We start from the raw sequence: 25,325 nt of genomic DNA, 5'->3' as shown, positions 1-25,325 counted from the left end.
TGCCTCCCGTTGAACAATACAGCGCTGTTGTACCAGCGTCTTATATTTTCTCATATTAATATAAAAAGAATACAATTTCAATCGATTTTCAATACGTTTGCATTTCTGACGCATTCTACGGCATCTATTTTGACATGTCATAGAATGTTCTTGTTACTCTTTATCAGACTCGACAGATAGAAGATTATCCTTTTGCAACGAAGTGCCACGTTCTTTATGATTGCGGAGCCTTGCAGAGTGAGAATCGCTTAACATCCCGGCGGTCAACACTGCATTTTCACCGAATTTATTACGTAGCATGTCCATAGTCTTGTTAAGAGACTCTTTCTTAGGCTGACGTTCGTAATCGAACAAATCAAGCTGAATGGCAGAATCCTCTTTAGCAATCAAGCCCTGCAGGGTCACACCCAGCAGCCGCACAGGCTTCTCCCCATTCCAATGACGAACATATAGATCGCAGACGGACTTGTAGATATCCTCCCCACTCTCCGAAGGAGCCTCTAGCTGACGCGAACGGGTTATGGTCTTCATATCGGGTGTCCGAATGGTCAGCTGCACCCCTGAGGCAACAAGACCTTGCTTACGCAAGCGCCGGGCTACCTGATCACTTAAATTCAACAAAATCGGTCGTACCTCAGCAAGACCTATGACATCCCGCGGCAATGTTGTGGTGTGTCCAATCGACTTACTCTGCTCCCGCTCAGGATTAACGATCCCATGATCAATACCGTTGCCAGCACGCTTTAGCCATGAGCCCATAACTCCGAAATTCTCAACCAGCATATTTTCATCAGCCGCTGCTAATTGACCAATACTGTAAATGCCCAGTTTGCGGAGCTTTTCTGCTGTTTTTCCACCAATGCCGAACATTTCGTTACAAGGCTTGTCCCATAAAATCTTAGGCACATCCCGCAGTCGCAGCACTGAAATACCGTTTGGCTTTTTTAAATCGGAAGCCATCTTCGCAAGCAGCTTATTGGGAGCGATCCCCACTGAGCATGGCAAGCCCAATTCTTCCATTATACGGCGCTGAATCGTCTCCGCTATTTCCATGGGTGTACCGAATTGTCTGGAGCCAGTTATATCAAGGTAACATTCATCGATGGACACTGCTTCCAGTAACGGAGTATAGCTATATGCAATCTGCATAAAAGCATTAGAATATTTGCGGTATAAATGGAAGTCCGGTTTAATAACGATAAGCGATGGACAAATACGAAGCGCCTTCTGAACCTGCATTCCCGTCGAAATCCCCATTCTGCGGGCGACGTAGGAACAAGTCACTATGATCCCTTTCCGCAATTCAACACTACCCGCAACCGCAGTAGCTTTGCCTCTATATTGGTCAGGGTCCTCTGCCTCATGCACAGAGCAGTAAAAAGCATTCATATCAACATGCAGGATAACCCTGCCACTCGTTGGATAATACTGATCAACATTCTGCACAATATCTACCTTCTTATCCTCAGGTTTTCTATTGTCCAACTTAGAATAACTCTCCGCTGCGGTTAGGTCAACTTAAGAGGCTGTAAAGTTCTTTGTTACATTCCCGCGTAAAAATGCTATAATATATAAATTCATTTCCCTATAAGGAGGACTCTCATGTCTAAGTCCATCTCCATCTTCGATACTACATTACGCGACGGCACCCAAGGTGAAGGCATCAGTCTGTCGGCTGACGACAAGCTGAAGATTGCCAAGAAACTCGATGATCTGGGTGTGCACTATATTGAAGGTGGCATCCCGGGAAGCAACAATAAAGACATTGAATTTTTCAAAAGAGTCAAGGAGCTTCATCTGAACGCCAAAATTACAGCGTTCGGCAGCACTCGGCGGAAGAATTCCTTGGCCGAAAACGATGACAATTTAAAACGTATGATTGACGCAGGGGTTCCTGCTGCTACACTCGTCGGAAAATCTTGGGATTTCCATGTACACACTGCATTACAGACTACGCTTGAGGAGAATCTCGCCATGATCGGCGACTCCATATCCTACTTGAAACACCAAGGCCTTGAAGTGATTTTTGATGCCGAGCATTTCTTCGACGGATACAAGAATAATCCTGAATATGCAGCAGCTGTTCTGTCCAAAGCCCGGGAAGCCGGAGCAGATTGGCTTGTAATGTGCGATACCAACGGTGGGACCTTACCTTACGAAATTCATGAGATTGTTACCGCTCTAAATCAACAATTGCCCGGAGCCAATCTCGGAATTCACACTCACAATGACTGTGAGCTAGCGGTTGCCAATGCACTTAGCGCCATCGGAGCTGGAGCACGGCAAGTACAAGGTACCATTAATGGTTACGGTGAACGGTGTGGTAACGCCAACCTATGTTCTATTATTCCTACACTACAGATCAAAATGGGTTATCACTGTATTCCAGGCGATTCATTATCGCAGATTACCAACACTGCCCGCTATATTAGTGAAGTGGCTAATGTTAATCTGCCGGTAAATCAGCCTTATGTCGGAAATGCAGCTTTCGCACACAAAGGTGGAATCCATGTCTCCGCCATCATGCGTGATTCACGGACCTATGAGCATATCGCTCCTGAGCTTGTCGGGAACAAGCAGCGTGTGCTGGTCTCCGAACTTGCCGGACAGAGCAATGTACTCTCCAAAGCACAGGACATGGGTTTAAATCTGGATCCAAGCAGCGAGCAGGCTCGCCGGGTGATCGAGAAGATTAAAACGATGGAACATCAAGGTTATCAATTTGAAGGTGCCGATGCCTCACTGGAGCTACTCCTTCGGGAAGCTACCGGCGAGATGAATGAAACCTTTACCTTTGAATCCTTCAAGATGTTAGTTGAGAAAACCGCAGAACATCCAGTAGTATCTGAAGCGTTCGTGAAACTGAAAGTTGGCAGTGAGAATCTTTATACTGCTGCTGAAGGTAACGGTCCAGTCAACGCACTCGATAACGCGCTTCGTAAAGCATTACAGACCTATTTCCCACAATTAAAGGAAATGCATCTATCCGACTATAAAGTCCGTGTAATAGATGAACAGGATCAGACTGCAGCGAAGGTAAGGGTATTGATTGAATCCAAGAACTTCACAGACACCTGGAGTACGGTTGGTGTCTCCAGTAACGTAATTGAAGCCAGCTGGGAGGCTCTTGTTGACAGTATGCGCTACGCGCTTCTCAATGAGCTCTCATTGGAGAATGAGAAGACGACCAGCAATGAACCTAGAGGCCTGGTCAATCATTAATTGATCACTTATAGAATTTTGTAAGACAAAAAAGAAGCTTCCCAAAAGTAGAATTCTACTTATAGGGCAGCTTCTTTTTATTAAATAGGCTATATAACGGACTATTGCTTTAGCCCATAGACTTTGGGTGGTGGGCGGTGAGCAATGGGCAGTGTGCGGTGCGGGATGCGCAGGGGCGAGTGCGGGGTGCGGGTGCGGTAGAGTAATTAGGGAAAAACTCCCTGAAAATAGCCGATATTCGCTATAAATGAACAGAACCAGGGAATTCCTCCCTAAAAATCAGGGTGATTTCATTATTTTCCACCAAAACAGCTAGATTAGAGGGATATTTTCCCTAATTATTCGTTGAATGACCCGAGATCTCGAAATAATAGGGAGAAATTCCCCAATTGTTCTAACGAGGCTTACTTCGGGGTTCCAGCCATTTCTGCTCCACTGTATAGTGAAATTAATGCTTGGGGTCAACTAAAGCAAATCACGGCTGACCAAAAACGCAGATCAGCGATCCTCCAAAAAGAAGAATCGCTGATCTATAGACTTTTGCTGTTTGGAGAAAAAAGCAGATCTGTCTCCACATGGGACAGCCTGCTTCATGATTCGGTAAGCTTGATTATTTTCTCCTCCAACTCTTCAGGGCTAAGAATACCTAGAATAATCTCAGAGATCACTCCATTCTTATCAATGAGCACATTGGTGGGAAAAACAGCTCCATTATATTTGCTGTACACCTCATCTTTTACATCAAACATAACCGGAAACACAAGACCGTATTTCTTGATAAAACGTTCAGCATTGGGTTTATAATCCTGACTGCTCACATTAATACCGTAGATATCTAGAACATCCTTATACTTAGTGGCCATGGTATTAAGTTCAGGAGCTTCCTGCTGGCAGGGATCACACCATGAAGCCCAGAAATTAAGGATTACCGCTTTATCTCTGGGGCCATCAACAACATAGGTAGTCCCATCTGTTCCCTGAAGTGAAAACGAAGGTGCACGCAGTCCAGCCTTAGGTCCGCTCTTCATCGGCAGCTCATTTTGTTGCGCAAGCACAGCTTCTGCTTTTGGCTCACGATTATACCACACCGCAAACACAGCAACACATACAACTATGAGTAATACTGTTATATTTAATTTATTACTTGCTTTCATAGTCATCTGTTCCTTTACGATTGGAATAGTTTTCTACTATTGTACCCTCAATAGGTTAAATTTCAAACCATCCATTTTTTACACAATAATATATACTTTTATAATAAAAAAGAGGGTTTCGTCTGCGACGAAACCCTAATGAAGAGAGAGGGGTGAACAAATGGCAGCATTCCAGGGAAATGTCCAGCCTATTAGACTGAAATATTCCGTACAGCAAGCACTGGGGAAGCACCTGCTGTCCTGTTATCCGCATGAAGCATGCGGAGTCCTGCTGGGTGCTGCCGCAGCGGGTGGCATGCTCATAGATACTTACGTACCCTTGCGCAACGTAGCGCCAGACCCGCTGCACACCTTTACTCCTCACCCTGAAGAGTGGATTGATGTTCTTTACAACGAACCGACAATCATCGGCCTATTTCATTCCCACCCACATTCAGCACCTATCCCTTCAGTTGCCGATTATAAAGGACTAACAGCACTAGGACCTGAGTTTGCGCTTTATCTTATAGGTTCTCCCAACACCAAAGATAGCGGCAATCCCATTCTGAACGGATTTTATATTGAGCGTTTGCCTGATAACCGCGGCGGAAATTTGTTCCGCGGTTTATCTCAAGCCCCGCTTCACGTTCTACTTAAATAAGCATAAAGATCACCCAAGGTATCCACTTGGCCGCGCTCCGAAATTTCCCGCAGGTAGATCACCCACAGCTGTGCTGTCATCTTTGCGTCTTCCAAGGCATGATGACGGCCATGAATCGGAATTTCATGCACATATAGCAGCTCATCCAGCGAATAATTACTTCGCTGTGGCTCAAGCCATCGCGCTAACATCATCGTGTCCAGCACACGGTGTGTTAGCTGAACTTTAGAGGTTTTCCATAAAGCAGCATTAAGAAAAGCCTTATCATGTGAGCTTGCATGTGCCACCAGCACATTTTGACCTACAAAGGACATAAAATTATGAAGGCCATCCATTAAGGAGGGAGCGGATTGTGTCATTTCTTCCGTAATCCCAGTCAGCCTTGTAATATCCTCCGGAATAGCCGTCTGACAGTTCACCAGTGTATAAAAGCATTCCTCTTCTTTGATCTGCTCTCCAACAACCTTGACGGCTCCGAAAGACATAATCTCATCCCCATGCTGATGGGAAAAGCCTGTAGTCTCTAGATCAAAGATCACTGTCTCTAATTCAGACAATGGGGTATGCAGCACCTCAGGCCGCCGCTTCTCTCGCATCAAAGATCGAATAAAGGCCATTTGCTGCGCAGTCTGTTGCGCAGTTTCCCCACCTCTCATCGAAGCAATTGCCGAGGGCATTCCACCTTGTCTTAGATTACTCCAGAATCCTCCGCTTTTGTTCGGCTCCCTCATGACCGCCACCTTTCCGCTGAGCGGAGCTGACGCTGCAGCGCCCGATGAAGGCGTCTGACAAGCAGCAGGCTTTCACGCAGCTCAGACAGCAGCTGCTTATTCTTCAATTCACTCTCAGCTACATAATCACTGCTGATTAACAATCCATCCTGAACACTATATGGCGTGTTCACTCGCAACCGCATTGCTAATAAGAAAGCTCTGCGGATATCCTCTAAATGTTGATATTTCCCAAGCCTATCAAGCGCTTCAATCCGCTCTAATGTCGAGCCAGCTCTAATGCCATGTAGTAATGACAACCGTCTAACAATGTTCACTAACGGAATATAGACCCCATACTTAACATCAAATCCGCCTGCATAATCACCAAACCGTTCTGTTAACACCTGTCCCAGTAAATTCAAAGTCGCTTTGTGGCGTACTGTATTGCGAAGAACAGCATTAGACAGCTGCTCATTTTCCGCAAAGCCTTCATAGAAAGCTTCTTGCCACTTCGCTGATAACTTCACGCTTCCTGCCACATGACGCATATCAGAAGAGATAATAAGATACCGGATCGGCTCCCATTCCAACTGAGTTCTCCAGCTATCAAGCTGCTCTATCCATTCAGATAATGTCTTACGCCACATGACTTGGGAGCACATTACCTTCCCCGCACATTTCTCATATCCTACTTCTTCAAGCATATCGGATAACAAAGTTCCGAAAAATTCGAAATAGCGATTTTTTTCCCCATCAGGCTCTCCTTCGACTATCAGGCCATTATCCTGATCGCTCCAAAGCGTTGCCTCCTGCCTCCCACTGCTGCCAAACACAATAAAGGAATAAGCACAGGGAGGCGGGCCATAGCCCGCCTCTTTCATCTGCGCCTCACATATGAGTACTGCGGTTTGGGCAATAAGATCATGCATAGTATTCACACGGAACATCCATTCCTCTATAGGAATAACATTCAACTGTTCGAGAAGTACTTTTTGACAGGCAACACGCCTCTCCCTAAGCTCCTCTGACGAACCGGCCAATACGATGGTCCTAAAGCTTTCTTCATTATACTCATCTGTTAACTCCATCGATGCCACACGGTCCGCCTCCCTGTCCGAGTTGAAATGTTATTGTTTAAGGGTTTTGGATTCCGAATCTGCGATCAATTTCATTTGCTCAGGGTATCCGTAAGTACCATGCTCACTGATATCCAGACCCATTAATTCTTCTTCTTCTGTAACGCGAAGTCCGATAGTTACCTTCATTACATACAAGATGATGAAAGAAAGAACGGCTACGAAAACAAATGTTCCAACCACACCAAGCACTTGAACCCCTAGTTGATGGAAACCGCCACCGTAGAACAACCCAGCTTCACCTACCAAGCCGCCTTTAGTAATAAGCTCAGGTACAGCGAACAGACCCGTTGAAACTGCACCCCACATCCCCGCAATACCATGCACCGAAAAAGCATAGATTGGATCATCAAGCCCTGCACGTTCCAGCCATTGGGAAGTCATGAATGTAAAAGCACCGGCTACAAAACCAATAATGATTGCTGCCCATGGATCAACGAAAGCACACGCTCCTGTGATTGCAACCAATGCAGCCAGAACACCATTCAGCATTGCTGGAATATCAGACTTACCAAAGTACAACCAAGAAGCAATCAATGCTGCCAAACCACCTGCTGCTGCTGCGATGTTCGTTGTTAGGGCTACGTGACCGAAGAAACCGCCCATTGGGGACAAAGCACTACCTGGATTGAATCCGAACCAACCAAACCAGAGGATAATAACACCGAGTACAGTAAATACTTGGTTATGACCTGGAATGATCACGGGTTTACCTTCTTTATTAAACTTACCAAGCCGAGGCTTAAGCAATATGGTTGCTACGACTGCTGCCGTTGCACCTGTAAGATGGACAACCGTGGAACCTGCATAATCTTGCATACCCAGCTCAGCCAACCAGCCACCGCCCCATACCCAGTGAGCTACAACTGGATAAATTACGACGGAGAACAAAATTCCGAAAATGATATACACACTTAGCTTCGCACGTTCTGCCATACCACCAGATACGATAGCCAAGGAAACTGCTGCAAAGGCCATTTGGAATAAGAATTTAACATTTAAAGTAACATCAGAAAATGCAAGTGATTCAAAAGAAGCTGCGGTTGAATCTCCTCCGTACAAGAAGCCTGTAGTACCGAAGAAGCCATTGCCGTTACCGAAACCAAGTCCAAAGCCGATAGCCCAGAAGCAAAGACTTGCGATAGCCAGAGTTAGTACTGTCTTACCTGCTACATGCCCTGCATTCTTCATCCGAACCGAACCCGCTTCGAGCATTGCAAACCCTGCTTGCATAAAGAATACTAAAATGAATGCCAGGAAGGTAAACGCTGTGTCCAATCCGACTTGTAAGTCAACGTTCGTCGGACCGTCCGCTGCAAAAGCACTTACCGGATAAATCATCAGTGTAATCATGGCCAGTAACATCATCAACCATTTCTTTTTCATTTTTACCCCACTCCCCAATGTTATATTTTCTAACAAAGCGTGAAACTCTTAATGTCATTATAATCAGAAGTCAGGTAAATTGACAAGACTATTTTAGGAATGTTTTTATTTTATTTTATTTGAGCACACGAAATTTTCACAGTACTAATGGACTAGAGGTCCTAAAGGCCTGATTCTAGCTGCATTTTCATTAAAATAACTACGCGCACAACCTCATTTATATTACCTAATACTTGAACGCATCTTTTACCAAAATTACAAAATACATAACATTTAATGTTATGTATCGGGGTAACTTATAGTTTTGAACCTCAATCATTCTTCAAATTTGATATCCCTTTGAGTTTGAGTGTATTGTATAGAAACTACAGATCACCGTTCATGAATTAACCCTTCTTTACTGCATATACTTTATGAAAGTATGACGTTTGACTGTATGGTTTCCAGTTTGTTATCATTACAGATAGCATAAGAAACCATCAATTTAGGAGATGACCGCCACTTATCGGCAGTCGTATTCAATTAGTGAGGCGAGATTAAATGGGGATATGATTTTGTATCGAATTGGAGAATTAGCTAAGGCTGCTCACATTAGTGAACGAACTATTGATTATTACACGAAACTGGGATTAATCTCCCCGGAATCTAGAAGCACCAAAAATTATCGGCTATACAGCCATGAAACCTTGGCTGCTTTAGAACGTATTACTCAATTAAAGCATGACAAGTATTCATTGGAAGAAATCAAATCTATGCTAGGCAAATGGAACGAGGCAACACCAGAAACTGACGTCTCTGATAAATTAGTTGAGTTAGAGCAGCAAATGCAGCGGCTAGAACGGGAAGTAAAAGCCCTTGAACCTCTTATTAGTGGTTTGAAGCCAGGACAGGCCAGTCGCGTACTTTCAAATCTGCTCCCTCAGGGATTAGCCTGCATGGAAGCGATCCGGCTATTGCTTACGCAAGGACCGCCAATGTAAATACCATATTTACAATACAGTGGAGGAATGCATCTATGTTTATGTACCTATTAGTAATTATTGCTTTTCTTTTCTCATTGTGGGCACAGTTTAGAGTCAAAGGAACCTTCAGCAAGTGGTCAAAGGTAGCTAATTCGAACGGCCTGACTGGATATGAAGCCGCGAGACGTATGCTCGATGCTAATGGCTTACACGATGTTCCGATTGAACCTGTAAGAGGCACACTCTCAGACCATTATGACCCCATCCACAGAGTTGTACGCTTATCAGAGCCTGTGTATTATGAAAGTTCCATCTCAGCAATTTCTGTCGCTTGTCACGAAGTAGGCCACGCGATTCAGCATAAAGTAAGTTATCCTATGTTGACACTTCGTCACCGGATGTTCCCGGTAGTTAATTTCGCATCAGGCATCGCGCCTTTCATGCTGATGGCAGGTTTCATCTTCGGTTACTTTAATCTTATAGGCTTGGGTATCATTTTCTTCTCAGCAGCTGTTGCATTCCAGCTCGTAACGCTGCCTGTAGAATTCAACGCCAGTAACCGGGCTCGTCAGGTCATGGTAGAACAAGGTTTCATCCGCAACGAAGAAGAACGCGGAGTAGCAAAGGTTCTCAACGCCGCTGCATTAACTTATGTTGCTGCCGCTCTAGTATCCTTGCTTGAATTGCTTCGCTTGATCACCGTCTTTTTAGGCAACCGCGACTAATATCGCTTACCTCTAAACAACAAAAACCCCGGAAGGCTAAGAGCCGACCGGGGTATTATTTTGCCTAGCTTTAAAGTAGGAGATTAAAAAAGTCCGAAAGGAACGTGCCACCAGCGGTAATTTACTATCTGTACGGTAGATCAAACCAACCGTTCTCGTCACCGCAGGCTCCACAACCTTCACCTGGGCTGGTTGAAGAGGATTCGTCTGATAGAACGCCATCTCCGGAAGCAAGCTTACACCCATCCCTGCGGCCACCAAACCACGAATGGTATCGGTCTCTCCGCCTTCAAAAGCAATCTGCGGTTGGAATCCCGCCTGCAAGCAAGCTTGCCAAACGATAGGTCTCAACGAATAGCCTTGGCTGAATAGAACAAACTTCTCTTTTTGCAGCTGTTCCAACCGAATTTCAGATTCTCCTGCCAGCCGGTGATTCTGAGGAAGAATCGCAAACAACTCTTCAGTCATTACAATATCCCCCGAGACATGCTCATCATTCTCAGGAAAAGGTGAAATGAAAGTTAAATCCACTTCTCCAGACAATACGTCTTTTATCAAAGAAGGGTAAGATCCTTGTTTAAAACGAAATTTGACATGAGGATAATACTTACGAAAATCTGCAACGATAGTCGGGATTAGATGTGTGCCAAGGCTATGCGGGAATCCAATCCGAATCTCACCACGCTCGGGATCCAGAAATTCATGCACCTCATTTACTGAATGCTCCAACTCCTTAAGGATACTCTCAACCTTCTTGCAAAAGAGCTGCCCAACAGGGGTAAGCTGCAGATTGCGCCCTTTTTGCATGAATAGATCAACCCCAAGCTCTTGCTCCAGCTGATGAATCTGACGACTTACCGCAGACTGCGCTACATGAAGCTCTTCTGCCGCTCTTGTTACGTGTTCTTTTTGAGCTACCTTTAAAAAATATTGCAGCTGTCTTAGCTCCACTCCATCATCGCCCCTGTCTTAGGCTTTTTTTGAATATACGAATAATTAGCCCATACACGAAAAAGCCAGAAACCAAACCTCCGAGATGTGCAACCCAATTCACATTCGGTGTAGCAAACGACATAATGATCCCGATCATTAGCAATCCGTATAAAGTCTTACGCGAGCCCTCATCCATCATCGCCCGTTGAATAACGGCAATGTATAAAAATGCACCATAAATGGCGTAGATTGCTCCAGAAGCACCAACCGAAACCGTACCAACCTCTACTACTGAGCGGGCACTAATCGCAATTGTAAGCAGATTTGCCAGAAAACCACCCGCCACATAGAGCAGCGCATAACGCCACCAGCCCAGCAATCGCTCCAGAGGCGGTGCAAACACCAGGAGAGCGAAGCAATTAAAGAACAGATGGGAAAACCCATTATGTAAAAAAATAGCGGCCAGATAGCGCCACAGTTCCTCTTTGTACGGACTCACATCTACTATAGCACCAAAATCAATAAGCGTTTGAATATTAGTTGATCCTCCGTTAATTACCGTCAGGATAAACATGATCACATTGGCCAATATGAGCAAACAGGTTACCGGATAATACCGGACATAACTTTTCCAATTTTCGTATCGAATAAATATCATAACACCCATCCCTTTACATATATATCTTGTCCGGTTGGACATCTTCCTGCTATTAAGATTATAATTTATTGTGGCAGTAAGAATCCAATATTATAATTCGAGGAGGAAAACAAGGATATGACGCAAGAAAAAACAGGCGTAGCTACTTTTAAAGGCAACCCCATCACTCTCGTAGGACCTAAGCTAACAGCTGGTGATCCTGCACCCGATTTTGTTCTGAGCAAGAATCTTCTAGAAGACGTGTCTCTAAGTGATTATGCCGGTAAAATCAAGCTAATCAGTGTTGTCCCTTCTCTTGATACCGGGGTATGTGACGCACAGACCCGCCGGTTCAACAGTGAAGCCGCAGAGCTTGGTGACGATGTGGTAATTCTCACGGTAAGCACGGACCTGCCGTTTGCCCAAGCTCGCTGGTGCGGTGCTGCCGGTATCGATCGAGTTATTACTCTATCCGACCACAAAGCAACCTCATTTGGACAAGCCTATGGTGTGCTGATTAAAGAATTCCGCTTAGATATGCGCTCCATCTTTGTTCTGGATAAGAACGACAAGATCGTATATGTTGAATATTTGAGTGAAATGACCGAGCACCCTAACTATGAAGATGCTATTGCTGCCGTGAAGAAGCTGCTCTAATTCTTTAATCAGTAGCGGTTATTCCAACAATACTTAATTATCTCTGTTAAAAAAGCGGCAGAAGGTCCATCCTTCTCCCGCTTTTTTTTGTAATAGAAAGATTTATCGATAACACACTGAGCAGCTCACCGTTTACGTAAACGCATTCATACTACCCCTAAGCAAGAAGGGTTTGACGGGCCTCTAAAATTCAGTCTGCTTTGTATTTTCCTAATTTTTTGTCCAAAGATGCATACAAGCGTTGAATCACACGGTAATTCGCCCCGAGATCACCAAGTGAACCTCTAGATGCAGAATACATATCTACACCACAACGAACAGGCGTCGTATTTAGCACCGATACCGTAATGTCCAGCGTACGGCCAAATGCCGTTCTTTTCTCAAGAGTAATCTCACCTACAGACTCCACTTCGTGAAGCACCTTAAATCCAGGAACTTTCTTTAAAGTTGATGAAACTTCTTCCCATGCTTTGTCTTTAGTTAGATTGTAATAACGCGTTTTTAATGTCGGATCTTTGGCGCGGTCGCTTGTTCCATCATGACTGCGGAATAAGCCAACCAAGGTTCTTTTTAACGACAAAATTCTTCCCCCTCTACAAATCCCAAGTTCATTATTATAAGTGTAACACTCTTGTCTCAGGAACAAAAGGGTATAACTCACTTTCCCTTTATTCCAGACATACAAAAAAGCGCCCGCTCCCATTATTCACGGGAAACAGGGCGCCTTGGCTTAAACAAGAGAAAACCCGCTTATGCCGTCCGGCTACAGTGTCTTCTGAACCTGCTAGAGCAGGTGGGTGATCGCAGAAAACGTTTTTGAATTCCCCAAGTCATATAGACAGGGCGGTTCAGCTGCGCTTCGTGTAGATCTCCCAAGACATTATCATTGGTTCAAAACAACGAGTAACCGTAACGTACATCGCAGGATTTGTTATTATTATATTGCGTTTTAACGAAAAAGTAAACCTGTATGCGCTTTATTTTTACACAGGAATTAATTACCTGGAAATATCCAACGCTTAATCCAGCATTTTGTTAAATGCGTTTGGTGTCCTTTTCATCAATTTCATCCTCGTAGTCATCGTCATCGTCATCGTCGTCGTATTCATCCGCCCGATTGTTCAATGCTGCTGCTTCTGCTTCTTCCTGCTCTTTTAGTTTCTTCTTTTCTACTTGCAGCTGTAGCTTATTATAAGTAGCGTAGAAGTTAAAGAAGGCCGCCATTGCAATCAACGTTGGAATACAAATGAAATACAGAGCCGGATATCTAAGACCGATATAAACAAGAACCGCGGCTGCAATCAATGTAGAGAACACACGAATTGGGCGTGCTATAGTCAGCAATATAGAATTGGTCATCACTTGCTTGAAGCCCATTTGGTAATGAACCACAATGGAAAAGAAGTTAAACATGGATACCGACAAAAGTATCATCAGCACCAACATCAAAATACCAACAATTCTGAAGTTAGGCATTTGTGTCATGTAAACTGTTACATCAACGTACATAACAACGAACATCAATGTATAGATAACTCCTCCGAGCATGCTTTTTACATAGTTCTCTTTATACCCCTGGAAAAATGTACGAAAAGTTCCTACATCCGTATTCCCCATTACCCACTTACGTACTACAGTAAATAAAGCGGCTGAAGCTGGAAACACCGTAAAGGGCGCTAGAATCCCCATTGCCCAGTTCAATGTAATTTGCTCGTTCGCTCCACCTGCGCCTGTCCCTAACATAATCATCTTTAAAACACCAAAAAACAAAAACGGGGCGGAACATAGTGCCCATAAGATATTACTTCCTGCGATACGTGAAATCCATTCTGTCACGCGGTATAAGCCGCCCATTGCTCCTTTAAACTCCAATTCCCTTCCTCCTCTGTCTCTTACATACTACATATCTTAACTATACCTCATTTGACCTCCTCATTTCCATAGCCCAACTTTCTGAATTATAGACTATCGTCTATACGTAAAGCCTTTATAGTCCATATATTAGGATTGTAACCATAAGAAATACCAAAATCCCCACATTCTAAAGGAGGTTATCTCATGTCTACACCTGTTGGCTTCGGCGGTTGGACTTCTACAGGCACGATCCTCGTATTGTTTATCTTGCTCGTTATCATCACTCGTACATTCGGATACTAATATCTCACAAAACAAATTCGCGCCCTACTAAGGACACAACAATTCACCAAACATCCTTATATTTCAGCAAAAAGAAGACGAGAACCGCAATGCGGCATCTCGTCTTCTTTGGTATCTTGACGAAGTATTAATTATCGAAATCTTCACGTTTTGCAGGACGAGTGCTCGTGCTGCTTGGACGAGTGTATGGTTTACGCTCTGCGCTGCGGTTTGCACCACCGTCACGAGCTGGTGCACCATCACGGTTGCCTTTATAGCCACCGCCATAGCCGCCACTGCCGCTACCGTAGTTACTGCCACCGCTGCTATAGCCACCACGACTACCGCCACCGTTATTATCACGGTTACCACGGTATCCACCACCGCTACTGCTGCCACCGGAAGTGCCACGGTTTCCGCCATAACCACCATTAGGTTTACGGCCACTGCGGATATCGTTTTTGCCACCACGACGTTTAGCACGAATTGGATCTTCAGGAGTCAATTCAATTGCAGAATCCTTCTTGTCGCCAGTGAGAAGCTTCATAGCTGCGGACAACAATTGTACGGAATCATATTGCTCAAGCAATTGAATAGAAATTCCTTTGTACTCGTTCAACTCTCCGCTTTCTACCACTTCAAGCAAACGCTCAGCAGTAACGCGTTGTTTACCTTCAATAGCTTCAGCCATTGTTGGCAAAGGTTTACGAGTAATCCGGTGACGAGTAACACGTTCGATCAAATGCAGGTGATCGATTTCGCGTGGAGTAACGAATGACCAAGCCGTACCTTCTTTACCTGCGCGTCCTGTACGACCAATACGGTGTACATAGCTTTCAGGATCTTGTGGCAAGTCAAAGTTAATTACGTGAGTTACGCCGGATACGTCCAGACCACGTGCCGCTACGTCAGTAGCTACCAGCACGTCAATGCTGCCATCACGGAATTTACGCATTACAGCATCACGTTGGTTCTGTGACAAGTCACCATGCAATCCATCAGCAGAATATCCGCGTTTTTGCAAAGCTTCAGCAAGCTCATCAACCCGGCGCTTAGTACGTCCGAATACGATAGCTAATTCAGGTGATTCCATATCAATCAAACGACTAAGAGCTTCAAACTTTTGACGCTCAGGCACTTCCACATAAGCTTGATCAATCAGTGGGGCACTGATTTGTTTCGGAATAACGGAGACATGTTGCGGGTTGTTAAGAAATTGTTGAGCTAGGCGTTGAATGTTTGGTGGCATTGTAGCAGAGAACAACATGGTTTGACGTTCTACAGGAACGAGCTTCAAGATAGTCTGAATATCTTCCATAAAGCCCATATCCAGCATTTCATCTGCTTCATCCAATACAACGGTTTGAACATCATCCAAACGGATCGTTTTACGGTTGATGTGATCGAGCAAACGACCAGGTGTACCAATAATGATTTGTGGTTTCTTTTTCAATCCACGGATTTGACGTCCAATATCCTGTCCGCCATAAATCGCCAACGAGCGAAGACCTTTGAAACGGCTTAGTTTGCCAATTTCTTCTGACACTTGGATGGCCAACTCACGAGTTGGTGCCATAATAAGGGCCAAGATTTTTTCGTCTTCACGGTTAATCTTCGAAATGAGGGGGATACCAAAAGCAGCAGTCTTACCTGTACCAGTCTGAGCTTGACCGATCAGATCCGACCCAGTCAATGCTAATGGGATCGACTGTTCCTGTATCGGTGTTGCCTCCTCAAATCCTAACTCTGTGATTGCTTGTAGCACTTTTGGCTCCAAGCCAAATTCTGCGAATGTTTTCAAATTATTCATGCTCCTTCTATACAGTGGACATTCCACATGCTTGTCTGTATTCTTAAGTAGCGGTAAACACATTTATAGGCTGTCCAATCATGCTCTATTTTCTGCATGATATAGCGCTTTTGGGACGAAAAGCCTCCCTAATCATCAGGTACCTTGTTGTACCTGAGCAACTGTAGCTTTACATCCGATGCAATGCAAAAATACCATTGTAACGTTCTACTCAAGAATATCCTATACATTATATCACAAACACATGTGAGAATACCAGTGGGTTCCTTTCATTTCATTGCTTTCATGTTTTATTTTTTTAAATATATATATAAGGGTGGATTTACTTGTTAAGACAGATTTTGAATTGTTTGGTTGTTTTTTTAGGGGCAGCACTGATCGCCAGTGGATTTAATCTATTCTTAATTCCACACCGTTTACTAAGTGGTGGTGTATCTGGGCTTTCCATGTTAGTGGGTTATTTCACTCCATTAAACATAAGCCTCCTATACTTGCTCTTTAATATTCCTCTGCTGGCTGCTGGCTGGTTCCAGTTAGGCCGGAGATTTATTATTATGAGCATGTTGTCCGTTGTGTTTACAACCTGGTTCTTAACGGTGATTCCCGAGCATCTGGTGGCTACAGATATGCTGCTGTCCTCTGTATTTGGCGGAGTTCTTGTTGGGATTGGCTGTGGTATCTCCTTTCGTGCAGGAGGTTCTTCCGGAGGTTTTGACATCTTGGGTTCAATTATCACTAAATACCGTGATTTCCCGGTCGGTAATGTAGTGGTAAGTTTAAATGGACTAGTTATCCTGGCGGCCGCTTATCTTGACCAGAACTGGAATTTAGCACTTTCATCAATGGTATCTATATATGTAACAGGTAAAGTGTTGGATATGATTCATATCAGCCACTTAAAAGTAACCGTATATATTGTAACAAACCGTACAGATGAATTACTGCAACATCTAATAGGCCTTCAACGAGGTGTCACAAAGATTAAAACAGAAGGCGCTTATTCTCACGTTGAAAAGGACATGCTAATGACGGTAACAACCCGCTACGAACTTGCAGAGCTGCAACGTATCATCCGCACGACAGATCCTCAAGCTTTTGTAAATATTGTTGAAACAGTGGGTGTCATGGGCTCCTTCCGGAAAGACAAAATGAGGAAATAAAAATTCCTAGTATTGGAAAATGCACCAAACTCAGAATTATGATATATTATACACACGCAGAACCCTAACAATTTCATAAAGATTGAGATTTACCCCTCTTTTTTCCAAAGCACTTCGTTTTCCGATGAACACTGAATCTATTCAGAACTATCGAAAAAGGAAAGGGTGATTTTTGTGGAAATGGAAACGGTAAAACTGTCAGCAATCGTCATGAGGTGGTATCCTGATATGATGCCGTTTCTCAAACAGGACGAATTAAATTCAGTAATCGTTCTGCGAGACGGGCTAAGTATTCTGGAACCTGCAGATGCCATGGATATTATCCATTACAGCATCTGTGAACATCAGAATTCTGCGTATCTTCAATGAGCAAGCCGCAAGAGAAGTCTTGATAGTTGCCGCCTTGGGTTCGGCCCTGTTGCCGATTTAAGGCGGCATTTACTTTTTTCATACCGTTTCGAATCCATACATCTCGTTTATAAACAACAAAGGCGGTTTTTTATTCCCAATCTGAGCTAATATTGTTACAACACTGTTCTTTTTGGGAGCAACCGTTCCTATATAATTTAGGGGAAAGTACATAAAGGGAGAGAAAAACGAATGAACATCACCTGGGCTCTACTGATGATGGCCTTGGGAAGCGTAGGCGTACAACAGAACCAACATGACGCTGAAGTGGCGATCGCTTTGAAGTCCGCCATGAATCCCCCCATCATTGCACAACAAAACAACAATTCGAATGTAGCAACTCCGGCTCCAAGCGCTTCACCTGAAGCAACAAACTCAGAAAGTATGTTACACACCGATCCACAGCCAGATGCACCCAAAGTAAAAGGCATTTATGTTACCGCCTACAGTGCTGGTGGGGAACGAATGGAAAAGCTGCTTACACTGCTTGACCAAACCGAACTTAACTCAATGGTTATAGACATTAAGGACGATGCGGGTTATATCACGTATAAGACCGATAATGCCGACCTTCAGAAACTCGGTAACCCTCAGCCTTTTATTGGAGATATCAGCAAGTTAATGGAACGTTTGAAGAAACATGATGTTTATCCTATCGCCCGGATTGTTGTTTTTAAAGATTCTATTCTTGCCAAGAAGAACCCGCAGATGTCTTTTGTTAATTCTGATGGCACTGTATGGAAGAATAAGGGCGGCGACAGCTTTGTTAATCCTTATAATGAAGATGTTTGGAAATACAATGTGGATATCGCCAAGGAAGCTGTCAAGCTCGGCTTCAAAGAAATTCAGTTCGACTATGTTCGTTTTCCGGAAGGATTCGAAAAACGCGCTGAAACCCTTAAATACACTAAAACCAGTGATTCACGCGTAGAAATTGTATCTAATTTTGTTAAATATGCCAAAGCAGAGCTAGCTCCACTTGGTGTCCGTGTGTCCGTAGATATTTTTGGATATGCCGCATCTGCCCCTGCTGAGGGTATCGGCCAAGACTTTGTTAAAATATCCAAGAATGTGGATGTTATCAGTCCAATGGTTTATCCAAGTCACTATTCAACGGGATGGTTTGGCGTGAAAGAGCCCGACTTAGATCCTTACGCTACAATCAAAGGCTCCATGGTTGATACACATAAGAAGCTTGATCCACTGGGCAGCTACAAACCCGTTATTCGGCCTTGGATTCAAGACTTTACAGCAAGCTGGCTCGGAAGTGGTCATTATGTGAAATATGGTAAAAAACAGGTGGAAGATCAAATCCGCGCTTTGAAAGATGAGAATGTGGATGAGTTCCTTCTCTGGAACGCCAACAATCGCTATACAGCCGATGTTGATTACGAAAAACAATGAATACAGCCCTTATTATTTATAGCTGATCTGATATACGTATGCTAAAGACCCGGCGTTTGCCGGGTCTTTTAACGGAAACTTATTGAACTATTTAACCTATTCCATGAAAAATCATAAAGAATGAGGCACAGAATTATGATACAGACCACCTCTTTAAAACAAAAGGCAGGACAATTTTTTCATATTTTATTCCCAATCCTTGTTACACAAATTGCTTTATCCGCGATCACCTTCTTTGATACTAATATGTCCGGTAAATTCGGGACCGTCGATCTGGCAGGAGTTGCGATAGGAACTAGTCTTTGGATTCCAATCCAAACCGGTCTCAGCGGTATTCTTATGGGGATCACACCTATTGTTTCACAGCTCATCGGGAGCAAAAAAGATAAGGATGTCGCCTTTCAAGTCACACAAGGTATTTGGCTGTCACTAATTGTTTCGATCATCGTCTTGCTGATTGGCAGCTTTGCCTTGTCACCTATTCTTAATTTTATGAACTTGGAGCCTGGTGTAAGAGATGTTGCTTTCCGCTTCCTCAGTTCTATTTCGTTCGGAATTATCCCCCTGTTTGGATATACGGTACTTCGTAGCTGTATAGACGCTTTAGGGCAAACACGCGTATCCATGTGTATTACACTAATAGCTTTGCCTGTAAATGTAGGTTTGAACTATTTGCTCATCTTCGGGAACTTCGGATTCCCTCGTCTCGGGGGTGTTGGTGCAGGGGTAGCTTCAGCCATTACCTATTGGGTTATATTTGCCGTTGCTCTATTGTTCATATATCGTTCTCAGGCCTTTGTAAATCTCAGATTATTCCGTAATTTCTACTTCATATCGTTAAACAGCATTAAAGATTTGCTTAAAATCGGAGTACCCATCGGTTTCTCGATTTTTTTCGAAACGGCTGTCTTTTCCGCTGTAACCTTGTTAATGAGCCGATTTGATACCGTAACAATTGCCGCGCATCAGGCAGCAATCAATTTTGCAACAACACTCTATATGATTCCGCTCAGTATTTGCATCAGCCTTACCATCCTCGTCGGCTTCGAGACCGGGTCTGGCAGACAAAAGGATGCACGCCAATATGCCATAATGGGTATCGGGCTGGCGGCAATCCTTTCGCTGGCCACAGCTTTATTACTCTTGTTTGCCGGAAATCATGTAGCTGGTCTATATTCAGATGAACCCGATGTCATCTCGTTGATTCAGCATTTCCTGATCTATGCAATCTTTTTTCAAATCTCAGATGCAATTGCTACACCTACTCAAGGGGCGCTTCGCGGATATAAGGATGTTAACCCAGCCTTTATCATTTGTTTTATTGCCTATTGGGTAATTGGCTTACCTACAGGTTATATACTTGCAACTTATACAGATCTAGGAGCATTCGGCTACTGGATTGGTCTTATCACCGGTCTTGCCATCGGTGCGACCCTGCTATTGTCTCGGCTTATCAAAGTTCAACGGCGTTATGCCGCACAATACACACAGGAACAACTACAGAGTTAACGATCCATATTACACAAAAAAGGAACAGTGCGAATTTCGCAGCTGTTCCTTTTTATATATAGGGTCGCTAATTATTGGGAAAGACGGGAAGCCAGCTCGTACAGCTCCAGGTCAAAGCCTTTTTTCGTATTCACAACGAGATCAATATCCGTAAGGGTTAATTCACCTTTGATGATACCACAAGCCTTGTCGGATTCACCTTCGATTAGCTTACGTACGGCAAAATCGCCAAGACGGCTAGCCAAATTCCGGTCTCCAGGAGTTGGTGTTCCACCACGTTGGATATGTCCGAGTACAGTAACACGTGCGTCCAGAGAAGCATGACGGTCTTTCAGAGCTTGAGCCACATCTTCACCTTTGCCAACGCCTTCGGCAACAATTACGATACTGTGACGTTTACCTCTGATAAAGTTATCGCGCATCCGGTCAGCAACTTCATTCAAATCATACGGCATTTCCGGCACAAGAATTGTTTCTGCTCCGGAAGCCAGTCCAGCATGCAGCGCGATATCGCCACAGTGGCGTCCCATAACCTCTACAATGGAAGAACGTTCATGAGAGGACATAGTGTCACGCAACTTGTTAATAGCGTCTACAACAACGCCAACCGCTGTATCAAAACCGATAGTGTAGTCTGTGAAGGAGATATCGTTATCAATCGTACCTGGCAAAGCCATAGTCTTGATACCGAGTTTACTTAATTTGTTAGCTCCTTTATAAGAACCATCTCCACCGATAACTACTAGACCATCGATACCCAGTTCATTAAGGATATCCGCGCCTTTTTGTTGTCCTTCCGGTTTCGTGAACTCCAGACATCTTGCAGACTGCAGAACAGTACCGCCACGTTGAATAATATCTCCTACACTGCGAAGATCCATTGGGAAGATATCGCGATTCAGCAGACCTTGATAACCACGTTGCACCCCAAATACCTCAATACCGAAATAAAGTGCGCTTCTTACAACCGCACGAACAGCGGCGTTCATTCCCTGTGAATCTCCACCACTAGTCAATACTGCGATTTTTTGAATTTTAGACATTCTGTTGTTCCTCCTTAAAATTGTGCGAAGTCTGATACTTCTTATAAAAATAACTTCGCGACATGGTTACAAAAAGCGTTTGCGTATCCAACGGCTGTTAGCGAAGAAGAACAGTCTTGTAAGCGGACTGCCTTTCATCAGGCTTTTAGATACAGAGCGAACTTCCCGCTGTTCGCTAACTTTCGGATCAGATAAATAAAGTGCCAGCAATCCCTCAATCACCATACGATGCATCGAAGACTCTGGAAGATTACGAACATCCTTACGGGCCCACTCAACCATTGCAGCGATCCGACTCAGCATGGTATCCGTGTCATCATAATAATTGCAGAAATTAAGATCACCGCCTGCTCGGTCCTCTTCCTGATCAATCAGATAATCCAGCATAATGTGCAGACCACATACATGCGGAAAATACGCGGCTCGAATCGAAGCCGCAGAAGCTTGGTTCAGCTTCGGATCACATGCAGATAGAAATAACATAAATACACCTAGCGTTGATCCCGTTGCAGCCGAAAACTCATTCCATTGCAGATGCGGCGCTCGACTGCCCTGTTCCTCCCACCACTCCTTCAGGGCTGTTTCCCTGAGTTCCGGGCGGATGTGCTTATACACTTGTAAATCTGTATAGAGCACAGCCAGTTCTCGAATCTCCGCTGCAGCAGCGGAATAACCTGGCAACAAAGAAATCATTTCTTGGCATTTACGAACCAGCCTGTACAAATATCCGCCGTCATTCTGTTCACTTCGAAGCGCATAATAATTACCTGGCTCAGCATTTGGATCAATAGCATCCAGCATAGATTGATGCAGCAGCCTGAAATCTGCAGGATCAAGCGAAGTACTGCGATCACATAAGTTGTCCAGATAATCACTGATAGTTTGATAAGCAACAATTAGCGGAATCAGTATATGTTTCATCGATAAATTGCCGGCGGCATAAATACCACCGCCTATGCAATGAAACTCTTTAGTTTCAATGCTGGCAAGTGCTTGCTTCCGGAGCTCGGGATCGGGAATCCCGTTCGCATCTTGGCGCCAGAAATGGAGACATTCTCTCACTTCCGGCAGCACGTACTTATAGACCCTGTTCATAAGTCCCAGTGGACCACGCGGGCTAAGGTAACGGCCTTGCTCTAATTCACTCAATGACAGTGCCTCCACATTGTTGTCTCCTTATCCAAATCACCACTTATTATAATATGATCAGGCGTATTTGTACAAACAACAAAATCACTTTCGTAAAATCATGAAAGATTCAGAAATACAGCAGTTTTTAAAAACATCTCCCCATTGCTTTATGCTATACTAGGCATATTTCAATTTCGGAGGAGTGCAATCCATGTTTTCAAAACGGACCGGCAGCCTTTACAGTGATCAAAACTGGCTGCGTTCCTTTCTCTTTACCATATATGGTACCAGCGTCCTTGTAGTATCCTACTTTCCTTTATTCTACACACATTTAGGGTTTAGCAGTTCTCAGATAGGCTACTTGTATTCCCTCGGCCCCCTTATCTCCATCCTATCCAATCTATTCTGGAGTATGATAAGCGATAAGTTAGGCACCGTTCGAAAGATCATGTTCATACTACTTGCGGGTCAATTAGTAACTGGTCTTCTATTAGCCAGAGCGGCCGAATTTTCATCTGTCATGCTTATTTTGTCCTTCTTCTACTTCTTCTATTACCCAGTTTTTCCGCTTGCCGATACAATGGCTATCAAAGTTGCCGAAAGGCACGGACGGAACTTCATTACCATTCGCGTTTTTGGCTCCTTAGGCTACTCTTTCTTTGCTCTAACCGTTGGCTATGCATTAAGAGCATTGGGCTCTACTTGGAGCTTGACCCTATGTATCATCATCATTATTGCTGCACTTTTAATTACCCTAGGTCTTAAGGATGTTAAGAGACCTGCTGTTATAGAAACAACGAATCAAGATAAGGACACAGCTGAAGCTGATAATAGCAAAAATGGACTTAAAGATATATTGTTGCAAAAAGAGGTGTTGTGGTTCTTCGGCTGTGTGTTTGTACTCGCGTTGGGCCATAGAATGAACGAAGCCTTTCTGACGATCAGTCTAAAACAACTAGGCGCAGGTGAGGAAATCATTGGCTGGGCATTGCTCGCGTCAGCTCTTAGTGAGATCCCTGTATTATTTATCCTCAGCAGATACGGCGACAAATTCAAAGAATTGCCCTTGCTGGCCTTGGGGAGTCTGATGTATGCTCTGCGTTTTCTTTTGATGTCCCTGGCGGATCATCCAGGCTCAATGATTGCCATTCAAGCCATGCACAGTATATCATTTGGTGTTTTTTATGTAACATCTGTCCGTTATATCACCCGGATTATCCCGGATCGCCTTCGGGCAACAGGTCTTGCCATTTTCACCGTCGTTTGGTCAAGTGCCTCTGGGCTGCTTAGCGGTACCTTTGGCGGCATTATTTATCAAGAGGCGGGGCGTTATATTTTTTATATAGTGGCTACGGGTTTCAGCTTGCTTGCTTTTGCAGGGTTTCTGGGACAGCATTTATTGAAATCCAACCTGGAGCCGATCAATTATTTCAGAAAAAAGAACAAAAAAGCCTCCCTATAATTAGGGTTGGTATTATTCCATAATACAAAGAGGTCGTTGCACTCCCCTTCAATGGAGTGCAACGACCTTTTTCATTTAGGAGAACATCTATAGTGGGCGTAAAAAAACACAGTTCCCGAAAGAACTGTGTTCTGTAAGTTGGTAACCACTCTTGCAAGGGCTTGCCAAGTAAATTATATATTTGTAGCAGACAGCTTAACTGTCCTGCTGTTTCTTATAATTTTACTACGTTTTCAGCTTGCGGTCCGCGACTACCATCAGTGATGTCGAATTCTACTTCTTGACCTTCGTCCAAAGTCTTGAATCCTTCACCTTGAATTGCTGAGAAGTGTACGAATACATCTTCGCCGCCTTCTACTTGAAGAAAACCATAACCTTTTTCTGCGTTAAACCATTTTACTGTACCTTTCAATTGAACAACCTCCTAAAAATAACCGCCATATATGGCGTATAACTATAGTATACTGCAATCTTCTGTTCAAATCAATCAAACCCAACCCTTAATATATGATTTAATTTGCTTTTCCCTTCTCCAGTGCGTTATCATTGAGCCAAAAGCCAAAAATCGCCAGGGTGGTAATGATAATGATCAAAAAACATGAAATATACAAAACAGACAAATGGAATATGATGACGGTAGAAGTTCAAGGCCGCTACATTGTACTCCGCGAAATTTCCGATCAATGGGGAGAAGAAACACATACCTTCCTGAGTCGTCCAGCGATGATGCAATGGGTGAATAACCGCTTCAACAAAGAATCTTATAAAGACAATGAAGAAGAGTACAAAAACATCATTGCAGCTTTCAAACAGGTATAACAGGAAATGAATAACGAAAATCTCACGATTTATGTTGTCCTAGTCCTCTGTCTAGGCGCAGTATTAATTATGACCAAGGATCGTGTCCCGCCGAAACTAAAGCGGGGCATGGCCATGGCTGCGGTCGTAATGATTCTGTTTGCTTTCATCTTTGTTATTTATAGCTTGTTGGCATAACTACCATATAAAGAAGACTAAATATTAATAATCAGGACTTAGCAGGACATAATAAGCTGACTCTACTTTTCAAAGAGGAGGACGTCATGCCTATTACACTC

The 25,325-nt window shown here is 43.9% G+C and carries 26 protein-coding genes and 1 other RNA gene; 13 read left to right on the top strand and 14 right to left on the bottom strand.

Going from position 1 to position 25,325, the window contains the following annotated elements:
- Nucleotides 1-153 precede the first annotated feature (153 nt).
- Nucleotides 154-1,446, bottom strand: coding sequence for a DNA polymerase IV (locus tag NST94_RS10125; protein WP_076130151.1), 1,293 nt, complete (start codon nucleotides 1,444-1,446; stop codon nucleotides 154-156).
- A 156-nt stretch (nucleotides 1,447-1,602) separates the two neighbouring features.
- Between NST94_RS10125 and cimA the strand changes: the two genes are divergently transcribed.
- A complete protein-coding gene (cimA, locus tag NST94_RS10120) occupies nucleotides 1,603-3,222 on the top strand; it encodes a citramalate synthase (protein ID WP_076130113.1) in 1,620 nt (539 codons plus the stop codon).
- A gap of 590 nt (nucleotides 3,223-3,812) precedes the next feature.
- Here cimA and NST94_RS10115 read toward each other — a convergent pair.
- A complete protein-coding gene (locus NST94_RS10115; protein WP_076191350.1) occupies nucleotides 3,813-4,376 on the bottom strand; it encodes a TlpA disulfide reductase family protein in 564 nt (187 codons plus the stop codon).
- Between the two features lie 160 nt (nucleotides 4,377-4,536).
- Between NST94_RS10115 and NST94_RS10110 the strand changes: the two genes are divergently transcribed.
- Nucleotides 4,537-5,016, top strand: a complete 480-nt coding sequence (locus tag NST94_RS10110; protein WP_339190458.1) for a M67 family metallopeptidase — start codon at nucleotides 4,537-4,539, stop codon at nucleotides 5,014-5,016.
- Here the strand turns inward: NST94_RS10110 and NST94_RS10105 are convergent.
- Genes NST94_RS10105 through NST94_RS10095 form a run of 3 tightly spaced genes read right to left on the bottom strand, consistent with a single transcriptional unit; the run spans nucleotide 4,998 to nucleotide 8,251 of the window.
- The gene (locus tag NST94_RS10105; protein ID WP_038569828.1) at nucleotides 4,998-5,747 is read right to left on the bottom strand and encodes an exonuclease domain-containing protein; all 750 of its coding nucleotides are present in this window, start codon (nucleotides 5,745-5,747) and stop codon (nucleotides 4,998-5,000) included. The two genes, NST94_RS10110 and NST94_RS10105, sit on opposite strands and share 19 nt — an antisense overlap.
- Entirely contained in the window at nucleotides 5,744-6,817 is a 1,074-nt protein-coding gene (locus NST94_RS10100; RefSeq protein WP_076184365.1) for a DUF294 nucleotidyltransferase-like domain-containing protein, read from the bottom strand. Before NST94_RS10100 ends, NST94_RS10105 begins: the two co-directional genes overlap by 4 nt.
- Nucleotides 6,818-6,856: 39 nt before the next feature.
- Nucleotides 6,857-8,251, bottom strand: coding sequence for an ammonium transporter (locus NST94_RS10095; RefSeq protein ID WP_036689307.1), 1,395 nt, complete (start codon nucleotides 8,249-8,251; stop codon nucleotides 6,857-6,859).
- A gap of 548 nt (nucleotides 8,252-8,799) precedes the next feature.
- Between NST94_RS10095 and NST94_RS10090 the strand changes: the two genes are divergently transcribed.
- Together NST94_RS10090 and NST94_RS10085 are read left to right on the top strand one after the other, a co-directional pair.
- A complete protein-coding gene (locus tag NST94_RS10090) occupies nucleotides 8,800-9,231 on the top strand; it encodes a MerR family transcriptional regulator (RefSeq protein ID WP_036689305.1) in 432 nt (143 codons plus the stop codon).
- Nucleotides 9,232-9,266: 35 nt separating this feature from the next.
- A complete protein-coding gene (locus tag NST94_RS10085; protein WP_076125126.1) occupies nucleotides 9,267-9,938 on the top strand; it encodes a zinc metallopeptidase in 672 nt (223 codons plus the stop codon).
- 36 nt (nucleotides 9,939-9,974) lie between these two features.
- Here the strand turns inward: NST94_RS10085 and NST94_RS10080 are convergent, their stop codons facing one another.
- Together NST94_RS10080 and NST94_RS10075 are read right to left on the bottom strand one after the other, a co-directional pair.
- Nucleotides 9,975-10,889: a LysR family transcriptional regulator gene (locus NST94_RS10080; RefSeq protein ID WP_076125124.1), complete on the bottom strand. Its 915-nt coding sequence runs from the start codon at nucleotides 10,887-10,889 to the stop codon at nucleotides 9,975-9,977.
- 4 nt (nucleotides 10,890-10,893) lie between these two features.
- Entirely contained in the window at nucleotides 10,894-11,529 is a 636-nt protein-coding gene (locus tag NST94_RS10075) for a rhomboid family intramembrane serine protease (protein WP_076125160.1), read from the bottom strand.
- A 117-nt stretch (nucleotides 11,530-11,646) separates the two neighbouring features.
- On the opposite strand from NST94_RS10075, the gene tpx reads away from it, so the two are divergent.
- Nucleotides 11,647-12,165 (top strand): thiol peroxidase, encoded by a 519-nt coding sequence (gene tpx, locus NST94_RS10070; RefSeq protein WP_076125122.1) that lies wholly within the window; start codon nucleotides 11,647-11,649, stop codon nucleotides 12,163-12,165.
- 190 nt (nucleotides 12,166-12,355) lie between these two features.
- On the opposite strand, the gene NST94_RS10065 is transcribed toward tpx, so the two are convergent.
- From NST94_RS10065 to NST94_RS10055, 3 genes are all read right to left on the bottom strand, one after another.
- A complete protein-coding gene (locus NST94_RS10065) occupies nucleotides 12,356-12,745 on the bottom strand; it encodes a DUF1499 domain-containing protein (RefSeq protein ID WP_036689295.1) in 390 nt (129 codons plus the stop codon).
- 159 nt (nucleotides 12,746-12,904) lie between these two features.
- A non-coding RNA gene (ssrS, locus tag NST94_RS10060) (6S RNA) lies at nucleotides 12,905-13,096 on the bottom strand.
- Nucleotides 13,097-13,200: 104 nt separating this feature from the next.
- Nucleotides 13,201-14,037 (bottom strand): DUF624 domain-containing protein, encoded by an 837-nt coding sequence (locus NST94_RS10055; RefSeq protein WP_076125120.1) that lies wholly within the window; start codon nucleotides 14,035-14,037, stop codon nucleotides 13,201-13,203.
- A gap of 186 nt (nucleotides 14,038-14,223) precedes the next feature.
- Here NST94_RS10055 and NST94_RS10050 point away from each other — a divergent pair, with 186 nt between their 5' ends.
- The gene (locus NST94_RS10050; protein WP_036689290.1) at nucleotides 14,224-14,322 is read left to right on the top strand and encodes a hypothetical protein; all 99 of its coding nucleotides are present in this window, start codon (nucleotides 14,224-14,226) and stop codon (nucleotides 14,320-14,322) included.
- Between the two features lie 127 nt (nucleotides 14,323-14,449).
- Here the strand turns inward: NST94_RS10050 and NST94_RS10045 are convergent, their stop codons facing one another.
- Nucleotides 14,450-16,102, bottom strand: coding sequence for a DEAD/DEAH box helicase (locus NST94_RS10045; RefSeq protein WP_076308293.1), 1,653 nt, complete (start codon nucleotides 16,100-16,102; stop codon nucleotides 14,450-14,452).
- Between the two features lie 335 nt (nucleotides 16,103-16,437).
- On the opposite strand from NST94_RS10045, the gene NST94_RS10040 reads away from it, so the two are divergent.
- The 4 genes from NST94_RS10040 to NST94_RS10025 all read left to right on the top strand — a co-directional run bounded on the left by NST94_RS10040 (nucleotide 16,438) and on the right by NST94_RS10025 (nucleotide 20,592).
- On the top strand, nucleotides 16,438-17,271 hold the full coding sequence (locus tag NST94_RS10040) for a YitT family protein (RefSeq protein WP_036689285.1): 834 nt from the start codon (nucleotides 16,438-16,440) through the stop codon (nucleotides 17,269-17,271).
- 180 nt (nucleotides 17,272-17,451) lie between these two features.
- Nucleotides 17,452-17,640 carry a hypothetical protein gene (locus tag NST94_RS10035; RefSeq protein WP_036689649.1) on the top strand — a complete coding sequence of 63 codons (189 nt, stop codon included), beginning with the start codon at nucleotides 17,452-17,454 and terminating at the stop codon, nucleotides 17,638-17,640.
- Between the two features lie 231 nt (nucleotides 17,641-17,871).
- Nucleotides 17,872-19,083, top strand: coding sequence for a putative glycoside hydrolase (locus NST94_RS10030; protein ID WP_076125118.1), 1,212 nt, complete (start codon nucleotides 17,872-17,874; stop codon nucleotides 19,081-19,083).
- A gap of 135 nt (nucleotides 19,084-19,218) precedes the next feature.
- Nucleotides 19,219-20,592 carry an MATE family efflux transporter gene (locus tag NST94_RS10025; RefSeq protein WP_339281915.1) on the top strand — a complete coding sequence of 458 codons (1,374 nt, stop codon included), beginning with the start codon at nucleotides 19,219-19,221 and terminating at the stop codon, nucleotides 20,590-20,592.
- Nucleotides 20,593-20,663: 71 nt separating this feature from the next.
- Here the strand turns inward: NST94_RS10025 and pfkA are convergent, their stop codons facing one another.
- On the bottom strand, nucleotides 20,664-21,635 hold the full coding sequence (gene pfkA, locus NST94_RS10020) for a 6-phosphofructokinase (RefSeq protein ID WP_036689277.1): 972 nt from the start codon (nucleotides 21,633-21,635) through the stop codon (nucleotides 20,664-20,666).
- Between the two features lie 66 nt (nucleotides 21,636-21,701).
- Complete coding sequence (locus NST94_RS10015) at nucleotides 21,702-22,784, bottom strand: tetraprenyl-beta-curcumene synthase family protein (protein WP_036689648.1); 1,083 nt, start codon at nucleotides 22,782-22,784, stop codon at nucleotides 21,702-21,704.
- A 193-nt stretch (nucleotides 22,785-22,977) separates the two neighbouring features.
- Here NST94_RS10015 and NST94_RS10010 point away from each other — a divergent pair, with 193 nt between their 5' ends.
- Nucleotides 22,978-24,228, top strand: a complete 1,251-nt coding sequence (locus tag NST94_RS10010) for an MFS transporter (protein ID WP_076125115.1) — start codon at nucleotides 22,978-22,980, stop codon at nucleotides 24,226-24,228.
- A 214-nt stretch (nucleotides 24,229-24,442) separates the two neighbouring features.
- On the opposite strand, the gene NST94_RS10005 is transcribed toward NST94_RS10010, so the two are convergent.
- Nucleotides 24,443-24,640 carry a cold shock domain-containing protein gene (locus tag NST94_RS10005; protein ID WP_036689272.1) on the bottom strand — a complete coding sequence of 66 codons (198 nt, stop codon included), beginning with the start codon at nucleotides 24,638-24,640 and terminating at the stop codon, nucleotides 24,443-24,445.
- A 173-nt stretch (nucleotides 24,641-24,813) separates the two neighbouring features.
- Here NST94_RS10005 and NST94_RS10000 point away from each other — a divergent pair, with 173 nt between their 5' ends.
- A complete protein-coding gene (locus tag NST94_RS10000) occupies nucleotides 24,814-25,047 on the top strand; it encodes a hypothetical protein (RefSeq protein ID WP_036689271.1) in 234 nt (77 codons plus the stop codon).
- A 6-nt stretch (nucleotides 25,048-25,053) separates the two neighbouring features.
- A complete protein-coding gene (locus tag NST94_RS09995; RefSeq protein ID WP_036689267.1) occupies nucleotides 25,054-25,224 on the top strand; it encodes a hypothetical protein in 171 nt (56 codons plus the stop codon).
- Nucleotides 25,225-25,325 lie beyond the last annotated feature (101 nt).

This window comes from Paenibacillus sp. FSL H8-0282, assembly GCF_037963825.1.
GTDB classification, from domain to species: domain Bacteria; phylum Bacillota; class Bacilli; order Paenibacillales; family Paenibacillaceae; genus Paenibacillus_AQ; species Paenibacillus_AQ odorifer.
Note: the sequence above shows the minus strand (reverse complement) of the source record. Positions and strands in the feature narration are given on the sequence as shown.

Excerpts from the sequence above, each read along its gene's own strand:
- tpx (WP_076125122.1), top strand. The coding sequence starts at position 11,647 with ATGACGCAAGAAAAAACAGGCGTAGCTACTTTTAAAGGCAACCCCATC.
- cimA (WP_076130113.1), top strand. The coding sequence starts at position 1,603 with ATGTCTAAGTCCATCTCCATCTTCGATACTACATTACGCGACGGCACC.
- NST94_RS10010 (WP_076125115.1), top strand. The coding sequence starts at position 22,978 with ATGTTTTCAAAACGGACCGGCAGCCTTTACAGTGATCAAAACTGGCTG.
- NST94_RS10030 (WP_076125118.1), top strand. The coding sequence starts at position 17,872 with ATGAACATCACCTGGGCTCTACTGATGATGGCCTTGGGAAGCGTAGGC.
- NST94_RS10050 (WP_036689290.1), top strand. The coding sequence starts at position 14,224 with ATGTCTACACCTGTTGGCTTCGGCGGTTGGACTTCTACAGGCACGATC.
- NST94_RS10115 (WP_076191350.1), bottom strand. The coding sequence starts at position 4,376 with ATGAAAGCAAGTAATAAATTAAATATAACAGTATTACTCATAGTTGTA.
- NST94_RS10110 (WP_339190458.1), top strand. The coding sequence starts at position 4,537 with ATGGCAGCATTCCAGGGAAATGTCCAGCCTATTAGACTGAAATATTCC.
- NST94_RS10095 (WP_036689307.1), bottom strand. The coding sequence starts at position 8,251 with ATGAAAAAGAAATGGTTGATGATGTTACTGGCCATGATTACACTGATG.
- NST94_RS10035 (WP_036689649.1), top strand. The coding sequence starts at position 17,452 with ATGGAAACGGTAAAACTGTCAGCAATCGTCATGAGGTGGTATCCTGAT.
- NST94_RS09995 (WP_036689267.1), top strand. The coding sequence starts at position 25,054 with ATGAATAACGAAAATCTCACGATTTATGTTGTCCTAGTCCTCTGTCTA.
- NST94_RS10090 (WP_036689305.1), top strand. The coding sequence starts at position 8,800 with ATGATTTTGTATCGAATTGGAGAATTAGCTAAGGCTGCTCACATTAGT.
- NST94_RS10025 (WP_339281915.1), top strand. The coding sequence starts at position 19,219 with ATGATACAGACCACCTCTTTAAAACAAAAGGCAGGACAATTTTTTCAT.
- NST94_RS10000 (WP_036689271.1), top strand. The coding sequence starts at position 24,814 with ATGATCAAAAAACATGAAATATACAAAACAGACAAATGGAATATGATG.
- NST94_RS10105 (WP_038569828.1), bottom strand. The coding sequence starts at position 5,747 with ATGAGGGAGCCGAACAAAAGCGGAGGATTCTGGAGTAATCTAAGACAA.
- NST94_RS10085 (WP_076125126.1), top strand. The coding sequence starts at position 9,267 with ATGTTTATGTACCTATTAGTAATTATTGCTTTTCTTTTCTCATTGTGG.
- NST94_RS10075 (WP_076125160.1), bottom strand. The coding sequence starts at position 11,529 with ATGATATTTATTCGATACGAAAATTGGAAAAGTTATGTCCGGTATTAT.
- pfkA (WP_036689277.1), bottom strand. The coding sequence starts at position 21,635 with ATGTCTAAAATTCAAAAAATCGCAGTATTGACTAGTGGTGGAGATTCA.
- NST94_RS10100 (WP_076184365.1), bottom strand. The coding sequence starts at position 6,817 with ATGGAGTTAACAGATGAGTATAATGAAGAAAGCTTTAGGACCATCGTA.